This is a genomic window from Silvibacterium acidisoli (assembly GCA_022870745.1).
Taxonomy (GTDB): Bacteria; Acidobacteriota; Terriglobia; order Terriglobales; family Acidobacteriaceae; genus Silvibacterium.
In genome coordinates, this window is sequence record CP085323.1 from 700,745 (window position 1) to 714,906 (window position 14,162).

At 58.6% G+C, this 14,162-nt stretch carries 11 protein-coding genes; 2 read left to right on the forward strand and 9 right to left on the reverse strand.

Annotated elements, in window-relative coordinates; genetic code table 11:
- Positions 1–5: 5 nt before the first annotated feature.
- The 9 genes from LJD29_RS02850 to LJD29_RS02890 form a co-directional block, all read right to left on the reverse strand.
- The gene (locus LJD29_RS02850) at positions 6–914 is read right to left on the reverse strand and encodes a YicC/YloC family endoribonuclease (RefSeq protein WP_446744245.1); all 909 of its coding nucleotides are present in this window, start codon (positions 912–914) and stop codon (positions 6–8) included.
- 2 nt (positions 915–916) lie between these two features.
- Positions 917–2,779, reverse strand: a complete 1,863-nt coding sequence (locus tag LJD29_RS02855; protein ID WP_446744246.1) for an ABC transporter ATP-binding protein — start codon at positions 2,777–2,779, stop codon at positions 917–919.
- A gap of 106 nt (positions 2,780–2,885) precedes the next feature.
- Positions 2,886–3,665 carry an SDR family NAD(P)-dependent oxidoreductase gene (locus tag LJD29_RS02860; protein ID WP_446744247.1) on the reverse strand — a complete coding sequence of 260 codons (780 nt, stop codon included), beginning with the start codon at positions 3,663–3,665 and terminating at the stop codon, positions 2,886–2,888.
- A gap of 57 nt (positions 3,666–3,722) precedes the next feature.
- Positions 3,723–4,667, reverse strand: a complete 945-nt coding sequence (gene rapZ, locus LJD29_RS02865; protein WP_446744248.1) for an RNase adapter RapZ — start codon at positions 4,665–4,667, stop codon at positions 3,723–3,725.
- A gap of 45 nt (positions 4,668–4,712) precedes the next feature.
- A complete protein-coding gene (gene hpf, locus LJD29_RS02870; protein WP_446744249.1) occupies positions 4,713–5,387 on the reverse strand; it encodes a ribosome hibernation-promoting factor, HPF/YfiA family in 675 nt (224 codons plus the stop codon).
- Positions 5,388–5,439: 52 nt separating this feature from the next.
- Positions 5,440–7,158 carry an RNA polymerase factor sigma-54 gene (locus LJD29_RS02875; protein WP_446744250.1) on the reverse strand — a complete coding sequence of 573 codons (1,719 nt, stop codon included), beginning with the start codon at positions 7,156–7,158 and terminating at the stop codon, positions 5,440–5,442.
- A gap of 118 nt (positions 7,159–7,276) precedes the next feature.
- The gene (gene lptB / locus LJD29_RS02880) at positions 7,277–8,005 is read right to left on the reverse strand and encodes an LPS export ABC transporter ATP-binding protein (protein WP_446744251.1); all 729 of its coding nucleotides are present in this window, start codon (positions 8,003–8,005) and stop codon (positions 7,277–7,279) included.
- Entirely contained in the window at positions 8,006–10,426 is a 2,421-nt protein-coding gene (locus LJD29_RS02885) for an LptA/OstA family protein (RefSeq protein ID WP_446744252.1), read from the reverse strand.
- 103 nt (positions 10,427–10,529) lie between these two features.
- Complete coding sequence (locus tag LJD29_RS02890; RefSeq protein WP_446744253.1) at positions 10,530–11,153, reverse strand: hypothetical protein; 624 nt, start codon at positions 11,151–11,153, stop codon at positions 10,530–10,532.
- 175 nt (positions 11,154–11,328) lie between these two features.
- Between LJD29_RS02890 and LJD29_RS02895 the strand changes: the two genes are divergently transcribed.
- Positions 11,329–12,936: a S10 family peptidase gene (locus LJD29_RS02895; RefSeq protein ID WP_446744254.1), complete on the forward strand. Its 1,608-nt coding sequence runs from the start codon at positions 11,329–11,331 to the stop codon at positions 12,934–12,936.
- Positions 12,937–13,051: 115 nt separating this feature from the next.
- Complete coding sequence (locus LJD29_RS02900) at positions 13,052–14,161, forward strand: alpha/beta hydrolase (protein WP_446744255.1); 1,110 nt, start codon at positions 13,052–13,054, stop codon at positions 14,159–14,161.
- Position 14,162 lies beyond the last annotated feature (1 nt).

Sequence of the window (14,162 nt, forward strand, 5' to 3'; positions counted from 1 at the left end):
CTTCCTTACTCAAGATTCTGCACCTGTTCGCGTGCTTTTTCGATCTCCGATTTCATACCGAGACCAGCTTCGGTGATGCGGGGACCGTTTCCGGCAACCCCTCCGGTCTTCGAAAGCAGGGTGTTCGCCTCGCGATTCATCTCCTGCAGCAGGAAATCGAGCTTCTTGCCCACCTCGCCGCCGTTCGCCAGCAGCGAACGGAAATGTTCGATATGCGCGCGCAGCCGCGTAACCTCTTCATCGACGTCGCTGCGTTCGGCCAGTAGAGCGGCTTCCTGCAGAATGCGATCACGGTCGAAAGCTCCACCGAGCATCGCCGAAAGCTTCTGGCTCACTCGCTCGAAGTACGCCTTCTGCACATCTTCACGCAGTCCCGCTGCCTCATTGACCAGCTTTTCCAGACGCTCCAGTGCGCTGAGCAGGTCGCGAACCAGCGCAGCGCCTTCCTGCTCTCTCATCGTATTCAGCGCGGCAATCGTCGGATCGAGCTCTCGCAATACAGCTGCTTCCAGCGCCGCCGTCTCCTCCGCATCTCGCTCAGACGAGCGGCTCTCGCTGTTGAAGATGCCCGGCAGCCGGAAGATCGCATTCAGGTCCGGCTCACCCAGAAGCCCGTTCGCCGCGGATGCACTGCGGAACGCGGCGAGATAGTTCGCCACCTGCGCGGCATCGTAGGCGGCTTCGGCCTTCTGGCTACGGTCAAGGCTCAGTGTGACCTCTACATGCCCTCGCACCAGCTTTTCCTTAAGAGCTCGACGCAGCTGCATTTCCAGCGCATCGGTGCCTGCGGGCAGGCGCATGTGCAGGTCCAGAAAGCGATGGTTCACGCTCTTCAGGCTCAGGGTGAAACCGCCTTTTTCGGAGACGCGTCCTGCCACTCGCGCGAAGCCTGTCATGGAGTAGACCGTTGCCATAGTTATCCCTCTGTCTTTCCGAGAACTGCGGGCTCAAGCGGCTCCACGTACGAAGCATCGGTGAACTGCAGGCGATAAAGCTTTTGATAGGTCGGCGAAATATGCATCAGCTCGTCATGTGAGCCGATGGCCGTGATACGTCCCTCTTCGATCACCGCAATGCGATTGGCACGGCGTACCGTGGAAAGCCGGTGCGCGATCACCACCACTGTTCTGCCCGTCATCAGGTTGTTCAACGCGGCCTGCACCAGCGACTCACTCTCGTTATCGAGCGCCGAGGTCGCCTCGTCAAGAATCAGGATCGGAGCGCCCTTCAGAATTGCGCGCGCAATCGCCAGGCGCTGACGCTCTCCACCGGAGAGGCGAAATCCCTTCTCGCCGATCACTGTATCGTAGCCCTCGGGCATCCGCAGAATAAAATCGTGGGCAAGCGCCGCTTTTGCGGCCTCCTCGACCTTTGCGTGCGGAACATCCGGCTGACCATACGCGATGTTGTTGCGCACCGTATCGTTGAAGAGAATTGTCTCCTGCGTAACCTTCCCTATCTGCTCGCGCAGAGAGCGCAGGCTCACATCGCGCAGGTCGTGTCCGTCGATGAGCACCCTGCCCGACGTCGCATCGAAGAAGCGCGGAATCAGGTTCACCAGCGTCGACTTGCCGGCACCGCTCGGCCCCACCAGCGCAACCACCTCGCCCTGCCGGATGTCGAGATCGATATTGTGGAGAACGTCCTTATGGTCCTCTTCCGTGCCATATGCGAAGCTCACATTCTCGAGCTTCAGAGAATCGCGGAAGCCCTTGAGCTGGTACGGGTGTTTCTTCTCAACCACCTCATCCTGATCTTCCATGAAGTCGAAGATCGCCGACGAAGCTCCAACCGCCTGCTGGAAGCTGTTGTAGTAGGTCGCCGAACGGCGCACCGGGTCATACAGCTTGAAGAGCGCCACGATGAAGGCGAAAAAGTTGCCTTCCGACATCTTGTGACTGTTGATAATGCCGCGGCCCAGCAGCAACAGCAGCGAAATCGCAACAGCGCCGATAAAGTCCATCAGCGGCGAGCTGATGGCCTGAGCGCGCACCGAGCTCAGGTTGGCGCGGAAGAGCCTGCGGCCTGCCTGGCGAAAGCGCAGAACCTCCCAGATCTCCATGTTGAAGGCCTTCACGATGCGATTGCCTGTGATGGTCTCATGAAGAATGTTCTGGATCTCGGCGAGCTTGTCCTGCCCTTTACGCGTCGTCTGACGGACGCCACGCCCGATCTTGCGGATCGAGGTAGCAACCACCGGTACAAAGATCAGCAGGATCCACGCCAGCTTCCCGCCAAGGAAAATCACCACGCCGATGGTAAAGAGCATCGTGAAGATCTGCTGCAGGAAATCCGAAAGCACCGAAGCCATCGCGTACTGCACGCGCTCAATATCGTTGATCAGCGCCGAAAGCAGCGTGCCCGTGGCATGCTTCTGGAAGAACGAGATCGAGCGCCGCAGGATCGCTTCATACAGGTCGTTGCGCAGATCGGTGATCATGCCGAAGCCCGCGTAGTTCGCAAGGTACGTACCGGCGTAGTCGCAGATCCCCTTCAGCAGCGTGGTAGTGACGAAGGCGAAGGCAATGACCGTCCAGTCATTGTGCAGGTGCGAAGGGATAAAACTCTGCGGGTCGATGTGAAAGCGTTCACCCAGCCTCGTGAAGATGGAAATGCTTTTATGTTCGTCGCCGGGATGCAGAACGTTGTCGAAGATGGGGCCAACGAGCAATACGCGAAAGGCATCGAGAAGGCCAACCGCAGCGGCCAGCACGATCGAAGCAAGCGCCTGCAACCAGTAATGGCGGGCGTAATGCAGCAGGCGAGCGGCACGCTTCATGCATTCTCCCATCGGGAAATCGTTGGAAGAGCGTTAGCTTGCCATGGCTCCGGATTCATTCAGATATTTTAGAACGCCGGAGCCATTGAAGGCATCGATTTCACCGCTAAGCGATTGATTTTACGATTCCGCCTTCGACCCGGACTGCGGCTCCAGTGGTCGCCGAAGCAGCCTCGCTGCACAGGTAAACCGCCATGTTGGCAACCTCTTCAATCGTTTCGAACCGCTTGATAAGGCTGGTGGGACGCGCATGCTCGAAGAAAGATTTCTCTACTTCCTCTTTCGTTTTGCCCTGCTGCTTCGCCAGATCTTCAACGAACACACCGACGCCCTCACTTGCCGTAGGTCCCGGCAACACGGAGTTCACCGTAACGCCGCTCGCGGGAAAGCTTTCGGCAATGCCGCGCGCGACAGCAATCTGCGCGGTCTTGGTCATGCCGTAATGCACCATCTCTGCCGGAATCTGTAATCCTGACTCGCTGGAAATGAAGAGCACCCGTCCCCACTTCTTCTCAAGCATGTGCGGCAGGTAGTGACGCGTGACACGAATCCCAGAAAGAACATTCGCCTCAAAGAAACGCGTCCACTCCGAATCTTCAATCTCAAGGAAAGGCTTTGCCTCGAAGATGCCCAGGTTGTTCACGAGGATATCGACCTGCGGCACACGCTCGAAGAGCTTCTTCGCGCCTTCAGCAGTTGTAAGATCGGCGGCAATGCCATCGACCTCGCCTTCGATTTCGCCAACGGCCTTCTTCACGCGCTCTTCCGTGCGGCCGTTCACATAGACGAATGCACCTTCCTTCGCCAGCAGCTTTGCGATGGCGAAGCCGATACCGGCTGTGGAACCCGTAACGAGTGCGATCTTATCCCTGAGACCTAAATCCATGTTTTCTCCTCGCAGTTTGGGGAACAGCAATAAGATTCCCCAAAACTAGCTGAAGATTCAGCGCGGCATATCGCGATGGCCGGTCTTCACCTTGTATCCCTCTTTGCCCAGCCGCTTGCCTATCTCTTCCGCAATCATCACCGAGCGGTGCTGCCCGCCGGTGCAACCGAAGGCGACCGTCAGGTAGCTCTTACCCTCGTGAATGTAGTGCGGCAGCAGAAACAGGAGCATCTGGGTCACGCGGTCGAGAAACTCCTGCGTCTGCGGAAACTGGCCGACGTATTCGGCGACCTTGGGATCGCGCCCAGTGAGATTGCGGAACTCGGGGATGAAGTGAGGATTGGGCAGAAAGCGCACGTCGAAGACAAGATCGGCTTCAAGCGGAACGCCGTTCTTATATCCAAAGCTGATCGACGAGACCAGCAGGTTCTTCCCATCCGATTCGCGCTCGAACTTGTTCTGGATATACGCGCGCAGCTCATGCACGTTGAAGTTCGAGGTGTCGATCAGGATGTCGGCGATGTTGCGCAGTGGGCTGAGCAGTTTGCGCTCCGCCTGGATGGCCGGCCCGACCATCGACTCGCGGCCCAGCGGATGCGGACGCCGCGTCTCGGAAAAACGACGCAGCAGCGCAGGCTTCGAAGCATCGAGAAAGATCAGCGTCGTCTCAAGATATTTGCGCGCTTCGGTCAGCATTGCCGGGAAGCGCTCAAGCCCTTGCCCTTCGCGCACGTCCACCACCAGCACGGCGCGCGTCAGCTCAACGGACTGCGAAACCAGTTCGGCGAAGCGCGGCAGCAATTCGACAGGAAGATTGTCGACCGCATAATAGCCGAGGTCTTCGAAGGCTTTGAGAGCAGAACCCTTACCCGAGCCCGAGAGGCCGGTAAGAATGACGAGCTGGTGTTTGTCTTCGAGACGAGAGCTGAGGCCCTCGTCCCGAAGTTGTTTCTTAGCAGGTTTGCGCCGGGATGCCTGGGCAGATTTCTTCGGCCGAGCCATGCAGAAATCCTAGCATCCAGGCACAGCGGTTTTGGTGACCGCCGTTTATGGAACCTCGATAAGTTCCATTTTGCCGTCACGCTTGCGATGCAATACCTTCAACGCACCGGCCTTGTCGCGAAATACAAAAACCTCGCGATCACGGAACTCGGCTTCTTTCACCGCCTCTTCCAGGCTCATGGGACGCATCGCCACCGAGTCGATCGATCGAACCACGTGCGGCTCGGGGATGGCGGTCTTCGAAGGAAAGCTATGCACTGTAACGGGAATGACCGGCTTCGCGTGACCATTTCCGTTGCCATTGCCATTGGTCTTGCCATTGGTCTTTTTGCTCACGACTGGCTCTTCGATATCGGCGGCTAGGCTTGGCGCGGCTTTGCGAGGACGCTCGAGAGCCGGTTCGGCAGTAAGTTTTTCTTCCTTGGGCTGGCGTTTCTTTGATTGGATTTTCTTTTTGCAGCGGATCGCCTGTGTCTCGGCCTTGTCCAGCGCTTCTCGAAGCGCTGTCTCCATGCTCGTGGATTCGGAGGCCCCAACGATGTCATGGAAACGAGTCACGATGTTGACCTCAGCCATGTTCCGGTATTTCTCCACGCTTAAGATCACATGGGCTCCGGTTGCCTTGCCGAGAATCTTGCCGATCCTGTCAATGCCGTCTTCCGCCTGTGTGCGGAGCGCTGCACTGATGATCACCTGTCTGCCGGTGTATTCGACCTGCATAAAGGAAAGCTCCTTCCGAAAGAAAAATTCTTACAGGACTGCCGATTTTATCTCATCCGCGCACTCTCCGCTGATGCGTGCTGGGAATGCGAAGATCTTCACGATACTTGGCAACAGTCCGTCTGGTTACATTGATGCCTTGACCCTGCAACATGGAAGCTATCTGGTCGTCAGTCAATGGTTTGCTCGGGTCTTCTTCATCAATGAGCTTCTTCACCTTGCGCTTGAGCAGCATCAAGGGAGTGCCCGCGCCTTCCGGACCGTTCACACCTTCAGAGAAAAAGAAGCGCAGCTCGTAAACGCCCTGCGCAGTGTGCACATATTTGTTCGAGACAGCACGGCTCACCGTGGAAGGATGGACACCGATCTCTTCGGCGACCTCCTTGATCATCATCGGCCGCAGGGCTTCGACGCCTCTCTCGAGAAAATCTCCCTGCCGGCGCACGATTGCCTCGCACGTGCGCAGAATCGTGTTCTTGCGCTGCTCGATGTTGCGCATCAGCTGCAGCGCGGAGCGATAACGCTCCTTCACGTAATCCTTGACCTCTTTTTCCGCACCCTCCTGCGTCAGCATGCGGCGGTATCCCTGGTTCAGGCGCAGGGTAGGCAGATCCTCTTCGTTCATGACGACGACGTACTCATCGCCGCGTTTCACAAAAGCTACGTCTGGCTCGATCAGCCGCGCGTCCGAGCGGTTGTATCGCTGGCCGGGCCTCGGGTCGAGCGTGCGGATAAACTCAATCGCCTGCTGCGCCGCTTCCACCGGCTTGCCCAGCGCTCGCGATAACTCACGCGGATCACGCTTCTGCAACAGCTGCAGATGCCTGTCCACCGTGCAGGCCGCAATGTCGAAGATCTCCATCCGGGAGGTTGCAGCCGGAGCCTTCTCGCTGACCGTGCTCTCTACGGCAGGGGTATCCTCCCCGGGTTCTTCCGAGGGCGCATGAAGCTCAATCGGGCTGTGGCCATTGCTGGCGGGGGTGGAGTGGCCGTTTCGTGCCGCCTTTCGCTGGCGGGCAAAGATCAGCTCAAACTCCTTTCGCTGCGCCTCGATCTGGGCCAGGAGGCACTCACGCAGGTCGCGCCATGCGATTCCCACCGGATCGAGCTGGCGAACGATCGACAGCGCCGTTTCCAGGTGCGCCTTGGCGCGCGCGACCATGGCTTCGGGAATCTGCGAAAGCGGTACATGGCCATTGCGCTCAGCCTTGCCGTTCACCGTCTCGGGATCAAGCTGCTCGCGCAGGTAGCCCTCCAGCAACTCTTCCTCGCTGGCGGTCAGATAGCCGTCCTCGTTCAAATTGCCGATGATGTATTCGGCGGCATCGCGCAGCGCCGGCGAGAGGCTGATAGAGCCGAGTTGCCAGGTAATGTGATCGGTCAGCGTTCCGGGAGACGAGAGAAAATTCTCAATCGACGGAACTTCGCTGATTTCAAAGTTGCTTGGCGTGCGAAACCCGGGATCGAGGTAGTCCTGGAAATAAGAGCCGAAGTCGATCTCGTCGAAAGGATCTTTCTTTTCCGGCTCGGCCTCTGCTGCCCGCAGTTCGATGGCGCGATCGTGTTCAATCTCCTGCCGGGTCACGTCGTCCAGCAGCGGAACACTCTCCTCCATCTCCTCGAGAATCGGGTTCTCGGTGATCTCAGCGTTGATCATCTCCTTCAGCTCGAGCTTATTCAACGCCAGCACGCTGACCATCTGCATGAGGCCAGGCGTCAATATCTGCCGTTGAGCTACTTTCAAGCTCAGTTTAGGTTGAAGAAGAGCCATCGTTTCCCAGTTTTCAAAATGCGGAGAGTTGCCTCAGTGTACATCCAGCAAAAGACACCTATGACAACAACTTGCTGCCCGGTTATCTCCTGCGCCTGCCTGTCCCGTCTGCTGAACCTTAATTGAGCGAGAAGCCTTCGCCCAAGTAAATTCTCCTAACCTCTGGATCATTGCCCAACTGCTCCGGAGAGCCGTCGCGGAAGATCTTTCCCTCGTTGATGATGTACGCGCGGTCCACCACCGAAAGGGTTTCACGGACATTATGGTCCGTAATCAGAACTCCGATACCACTGGCCTTGAGGTCGAAGATGATTTCCTGCAGGTCGATGACCGCAATGGGATCAATTCCCGAAAAGGGTTCATCGAGCAAAATAAAGGACGGCTGGATACACAAACAGCGGGCAATCTCGACACGCCGGCGTTCGCCGCCGGAAAGCGCGTAACCACGCGTCTTCCGGATATGTCCGAGATTGAGCTGCTCAATCAGCTTCTCCGTGCGGGATCGCCGCATTTCCTGGGAGAGATTCTGTACTTCGAGGACGGCGAGAATATTCTCCTCGACCGTGAGCTTGCGAAAAACAGATGGTTCCTGGGGAAGATAGCTAATGCCGAACTGGCGGGCACGCATATACATCGGCACCCTTGTTATGTCTTGTCCATCTGCGAGGATGCGGCCGGAATCAGGCGCAACGAGACCTACGATCATGTAGAAGCTGGTGGTCTTGCCCGCGCCATTGGGACCGAGGAGACCTACCACCTCACCCTGGCTCACCTGCACGCTTACACCGCGTACTACCTGACGGCCTTTATACGACTTGCCGATCTCATCGGTCGAAAGCTTCTGCATTTACTTCGTAGTGCGCGTCTGGGTAACGGCGCTCGACTGCCCCCCGCTTACTTCGACGCTATCATCCTGACTGTTGAAAATCAATGCTGCACCTGTTGTCGTTCCCTTGGCCTGGTCTTCCATTCGAGGCGGGTTCGCCCCCGTACCAGTCAGGACGTATTTTCCGTCGTCCGCGGTATAAACCAGCTTTTCTCCCAATCCCTTACGGCCCGGCTGGGTTACGACAACGTGGCCGGTGGCGATCATGTGGTCTACGGCAGTCTGCTCCTGCTGCTTGCCCTTCGATGCCGGCGTCAGGAAGACCTGCGCCTGGTCCGAATGAATCGTTCCATCCGGATCCTGCGCAGTCACAGAGCCCTTGAAATCAGCGCGACGGTCGTCATCGGAGTAAAAGAGCGTCCGGCTGTGAATCCGCACCGTGGCTGGCTGGTGTTTCGGCCCGAGAGCCGAAACCATGTTCGAGCTGACAACCGGCGCAGTGTCGTTCTCCGCTCCATGCGCCTTGAGCGTCTGGGGCTTCTGGGTAAGCTCAACCACCGGCGCCAGGACGGAGTTCTGCCCCTGCCATAGGCGCGCCGGCGTCGATGGCGAACCGTAGAAGATACTGAGGCCGCTATCGTGATTTAGCTGCGCTCGGGCCGAGGTCAGGTGCACAGGCCCGTCTCCGCCCAGACCAGGCCCTGAAGGTGAACCTCCCGCTCCCTTTTTCTGCGTGTAGGTCGCCTTGACGCTGCCCTCCTCGGTCGCATCGCCCGAGTCGCGATGGAAGTCGATCGCCGTTGCCGACATCTGGAGCGACTGGCCATCGTCGAGGCGAGGGCTGCCCGTCAGATGCAGGATCTGGTCAGCTGAATGGTATTCGGAGTGTGCAGCCCAGGCCGTAAGTGTGGCCGGCTGCGGCTCGTTGTCCTTTTTCAGCGGGGTCTGCGTCAGCACCACGTGACCATCCTGGATGGCAGTCTCGACCTGCGAGGCTTCAGCCTGATCGGCGGTCTGGGTCTTCGGCTTGGCCTGCCCGGCAGGCGGAGGAGCGAAAGTAACGTGGAGACGGTCTCCGGAGCTCGTATTCGTCGAGCCATCCTTGGCAAGATCCACGATCTTGGTGTTCCCGGTGCCATCCAGCTGCGTGATCGAGCGGCCGTCCGAGTCGAGTGTGGCCAGCAACTCGTTGCCGCTTATGTTCGTGAGCTGCTGCGGCCCGTGCGACGGAATCGTATGCAGGTTGGCCTGAGCCGAACCTGTGGCAAGCAGCTTGTGAGCGATCGCATGCTGGTCCTCGCCCGGAACGAAGTCCACGTCCAGCTTCGAAGCCTGCACCTGTCTCGATGCATTCCCCTTGGGATCGCCGGGCAGCTGGGCTATCTGCTCGACAAAGCTGACAGCGTTGCGGAACTGGGCATGTTGCAGCATCGAGTCCGGCCCGAGGATCAGGGTGCCCTCGATGGCGGTGCCATGCATGCTCGAATTGCCCTTGTTCGAGACGAAGTTCACTCCGCCGCCCACGTCCTCGCGGGTCGGCTGGCTCTTGGCATCGAGTTGCGTCTCCGAGCTCTGCGAGGTCACCATAGTGCCGTCGTCGGAAACGACCTTTACGTGGCCTTTAGACTCGATGCTTTCAACGGACCCATCCTTGCGGAAGTGAAGCAGAGCGTTATCGGCGGAACTTTTCTCCGACTGGTAATCGACCACCGGACTCAGCAGGCTGCCCTGGTAGGAATCGCGCAGAAACTCCGCGTGAATCGCGTGGACCGTTGCCTCTTTTCCATTGGAGCTGGTGGTAATCTCCACCTGGTGATCGAGGATCAGCAGGCCGGTCTTCGAGTTGTAGCTCGCCCCCATCGAACTCCCAGCCGCTTTGGGAAGCTCAAACTCCATGTGCTGGTCGGTGGTCGCATCGCCTGTCTTCGAATTGAACGTCAGGCCGCTTGTCTTTACATGAATGGTGTTGTTCTCCGGGGCGGGATTCTTATCGTCCGGATTCGTGCTCGACCCGTCATCCTTCGGCGTGCTGGAATCCGACGCTCCAAGCCCGGCGAGATCGATCTGTACCGTTCCCTTGGCGACCGCGATGCCGCTCTGCTGGTCGTAATCGAACTCGGAGCCGGAGATACGGTCTACGCGGTTCGAGCCCTTCGGGCCGTAAAGCTTGATATCTACGTCATGCAGCGCGGCGTGACCACCCGTTTTGTACTGCACGAGCTTCGAGGCATGGATGGTGTAAAGCGTATGCCCGTCGCTGGATTGCGAATAGGTAAAGCCGTTCGCCGTCTGCTGAATATCTACGCCCAGCTTGCCGGGCAGATCCTTCTCAAAGCGCCTGAACCGAAAACGGGAATAGAAGAAAAATCCCGCCAGGGTAAGGACGAGCAAGCAGCCAAGAACAACGATTCCCAGGCGAAGCCTCGCCACCGTAATGCGCATATGAGTAGTTTCTCGAAAAGACAGTCAGAGATAAGACGATCAGCCGTCCTTTTGGATGCAGGCTTTGCTCCACCGGTTCACCCGGTGAAACAAAGCCCCGCAGCTAGTTCAGGCTCTGCAGGCGGGCAATAAGCTTCTCGGCCAGGTTTTCGCCGGATTCAGACCAGAGCAGCCTGGTCGAGATACCGCAGTTCTTCTGTACCGCCTGGGTGAAATCTACGATCTTCTGCACATTCTGCTTCACATGCTGCGCGGCCTCTTCGTCGAGGTCGACCTCTTCCTGCAGGAATGGCGTATCCGGCCCAAAGCCGATGCGGATATGGCCGTTCTGCTCATACGCGCCCTCATCGAACTCAGACCCGAAGCCGACAATGGTCACCCGGCTGGGCTCGAGCCTCCAGATGGGGTCGAGGCTGCCTGCGCTGTCAGGCGCCCACAGCTCCCACTCCATTTCGAACTCGTAGGCAAAGTCGTCGTGCAGCATCTCGGTAGCCGCCGCCACTGCCTCCCGCGGCTCGGAGTCGATTGCATCGGGCTCGTGTTCCCGGTCATAAACGCGCTGGTAAGCGGGAGCCTCATTCCAGCTGAGTGGATAGGCAGCGGCGGCCTTCACGCGGCCGGAGCCGCCCGAGGCAGTAAACTGCTCCATCACCTTTTCAAGGGCGGCGGGCAAAGCGAAGAGCCGGAAGTTCGGATACCACAGGCTCAAATAAAGCTGATCGGCCATAATTCCATTCTAATTCGTCACAATTATCAGGTGGAATCGTTCCCATCGATGACAAACTCAACAGTCAGGGACCGTTCCGCTGCCGTTCTATACTGCTTACACGTTTCCTGCAGTGCGACTGACCGCTTCGACGTTCCACATCTTCTGTAGCACCTTTAATTTAAGGATGATCCGCATGGTTAAGCCTTCCCTGCTGCTGGGCGCAGTTCTCGCCGCAGCTGTATCCGCTTCTGCCTTCGCCGCCGACGACGTGACTCCCGCCATCAGAGTCATGCCTCCCGACTCGACCACCGAAGGCACCGTGACCACCGCGAGTGGCCAGAAGATCGCCTACCAGGCGACCGCCGGAACCATCATGGTCGGAGCGACCGAAGCCGCAGATGCCCTGCTCAACGCTAATGGCCAGCCCGATCCCGGCTCGCCCGCCGCGCTGGTAAAGGATCCGAAAGACGCGCCGCCGACCGTCGCCATGTTCTATGTCGCCTACATGAAGAAGGATGCCGATCCGCAGACGCGCCCGATCGCGTTCTTCTACAACGGAGGCCCCGGCAGCTCGACCGTCTGGCTGCACATGGGCTCCTTCGGACCCAAGCGCGTATCGACACCGGAGGATCAGCATCTGCCCGCTGCTCCATATAAGCTGCTCGATAACCCGGAGACCCTGCTCGACACCACCGACGTGGTTTTCATCGACATGCCGGGCACCGGCTTCGGCCGGTTCTACGGCAAGGACCCCGAGAAGGCCTTCTGGGGCATCGACGAGGACGCGCACGCCTTCGCCCGCTTCATCGCCCGATTCATCAGCAAGAACAATCGCTGGAATTCGCCCAAGTATCTCTTCGGCGAGAGCTACGGCACCACGCGCTCGGCTGTGTTGTCGAACATTCTCGAAAATGAGAAGTCGATCGACCTGAATGGCGTCATCCTGCTATCGCAGATCTTCAACTTCACATCGGACATCGACGGCGCCCGCACCAACCCCGGTATCGACCTGCCTTTCGAAACCGGCCTGCCCACCTACGCCGCAACCGCCTGGTATCACCACAAGCTACCTAACCAGCCGGCCCAGCTCGAGCCATTCCTGAAAGAAGTGGAAACCTTTGCCATGGGCGACTACGCCCGCGCACTGGCTCAGGGCACCGATCTCTCCGCCAGCGACAAGCAGGCCATTGCCGAAAAGCTGCACAACTACACCGGCCTTCCCGTGGATTACCTGATCCGCGCCGATCTCCGTGTGAGCGGTGGCGGCTTTACCAAGAACCTTCAGTTAGACAATGGCCTCACGACAGGACGCCTCGATACACGCTTCTCCGGACCGGTACTCAATCCGCTCAGCGAAGAATCAGAGTACGATCCGCAGAGCTCGGCCATCTCGTCGGCTTATGTTTCGACCTTCAACGACTACGTCCGGCGCGACCTGAAGTACGGTGACGGCGCAACCTACCTGCCCATGGCCAACATAGGCATCGGCAGCCCGCAGTGGGATTTCAAGCACAACGACAACCCGATCAATGCCAACGTGAGCGCCGACCTTGCCCAGGCCATGAAGACCAATCCGCGCCTCAAGGTGATGGTGAACGGCGGCTACTATGACCTGGCGACGCCGTTCTACGCGGCCTTTTACGAGGACAAGCACCTGCCCATCTCGTCCGATCTTGCAAAGAACATTGAGTATGACTGGTACGAGTCCGGCCACATGGTCTATGTCCGCGATGAGTCGCTCAAGCAATTGCATGAGCGAGTGGCTGCCTTCATTCGCAAGACAGAAGCCGGAAACAAGTAGAGAGTGTCCCAACCATAAGGGATAGCCTTCAAGGGGATGGTCAGGGTACCATCCCCTTTTCTGCGTTTATGATGGGTAGCCGAAGCGAATCCCAGCTCGAAAAGGCTCCAAACGCATGACGCGCTATGCACGCCGGATCTCTTCTTCACTGCTTGCCATCGCCTCTGTTCTCAGCGCCGCCGCGCAAAGCGCCCGTCCCGCGCTGCCTCCATTGCCTGCACCGCAGGGTGTTCCGCAGGCCGGTCCCGCGACAGACGCTCCATACAATCCCACCGCGATTCTTCCCGGCGGCGTGGTGGTTCGGCTTTATGCATCGAACTCGCCGTTCCTCGACCACCGGCGCATTCGCGAGCCGGAAAGCTATGCTCTGAGCACGAGCGTACCGGGACGCATCCAGTCCATCGTCAACATTCATATTCCTTCTATCGAGTTTCATCCTGCCGACGCGGGCATGAATACCGGCACCACCGTCATCCTGATTCCCGGCGGCGGCCATCGCTTCCTGAACGTGGGCACCGAGGGCGCGGACTTCGTGCCGTTCTTCTACCAGTACGGCGTGAACACGGTTATTCTTCGCAACCGCCTCCACAGCGACGGATACGATGTGGACAAGGACGAGGTCCGCGACACGCTGCAGGCAATCCGCCTGGTGCGCGCGCACGCGGCGGATTGGCATCTCGATCCCAATCGCATTGGAGTCATGGGCTTCTCCGCTGGCGGCGAGCTGGCAGCGAATGCCGCGGTTCGCTACGACGATTTCGACAAGCAGAACAACGGCGCGGACGACCCGCTTGCAGGAACTTCCTCGCGGCCCGATTTCGTGACGCTTATCTATCCGGGACCGTCACCGTTTGCGCCGGGCAAGACGCCTCCCAGTCCTCTGCCACATAACCTGCCGCCTTCTTTCATCACCTCTGCCGGCTCAGACGACCAGGTCCATGCGGTATGGGCCGACCAGTACTTCGCCGCCATGCTGGCGCAGCATGTTCCGAATCTCGAAATGCACATCTACGCTGCAGGACGCCACCCTGGCGAGGTCCTGCGCGACGGCAGCCACATGACCGGCGGACTCTCGGACAAGCAGGGCACGCCCTTCGGCACCTGGCAGCTCCGCTTCATCGACTGGTTTCGCGAGCTGGGCTTTCTCGACAAACCAGGTGTAAAGACGAAAGCCGCCAGCGATCTCGATTACTATCTGAGCCATCCTGCACAGGAAAACAAATAAA

Bases quoted from the DNA above. Each gene is read 5' to 3' on its own strand.
- LJD29_RS02890 (WP_446744253.1), bottom strand. From the start codon at position 11,153: ATGGCCGATCAGCTTTATTTGAGCCTGTGGTATCCGAACTTCCGGCTC.
- LJD29_RS02875 (WP_446744250.1), bottom strand. From the start codon at position 7,158: ATGGCTCTTCTTCAACCTAAACTGAGCTTGAAAGTAGCTCAACGGCAG.
- LJD29_RS02900 (WP_446744255.1), top strand. From the start codon at position 13,052: ATGACGCGCTATGCACGCCGGATCTCTTCTTCACTGCTTGCCATCGCC.
- LJD29_RS02860 (WP_446744247.1), bottom strand. From the start codon at position 3,665: ATGGATTTAGGTCTCAGGGATAAGATCGCACTCGTTACGGGTTCCACA.
- LJD29_RS02850 (WP_446744245.1), bottom strand. From the start codon at position 914: ATGGCAACGGTCTACTCCATGACAGGCTTCGCGCGAGTGGCAGGACGC.
- LJD29_RS02885 (WP_446744252.1), bottom strand. From the start codon at position 10,426: ATGCGCATTACGGTGGCGAGGCTTCGCCTGGGAATCGTTGTTCTTGGC.
- lptB (WP_446744251.1), bottom strand. From the start codon at position 8,005: ATGCAGAAGCTTTCGACCGATGAGATCGGCAAGTCGTATAAAGGCCGT.
- rapZ (WP_446744248.1), bottom strand. From the start codon at position 4,667: ATGGCTCGGCCGAAGAAATCTGCCCAGGCATCCCGGCGCAAACCTGCT.
- LJD29_RS02895 (WP_446744254.1), top strand. From the start codon at position 11,329: ATGGTTAAGCCTTCCCTGCTGCTGGGCGCAGTTCTCGCCGCAGCTGTA.
- LJD29_RS02855 (WP_446744246.1), bottom strand. From the start codon at position 2,779: ATGAAGCGTGCCGCTCGCCTGCTGCATTACGCCCGCCATTACTGGTTG.
- hpf (WP_446744249.1), bottom strand. From the start codon at position 5,387: ATGCAGGTCGAATACACCGGCAGACAGGTGATCATCAGTGCAGCGCTC.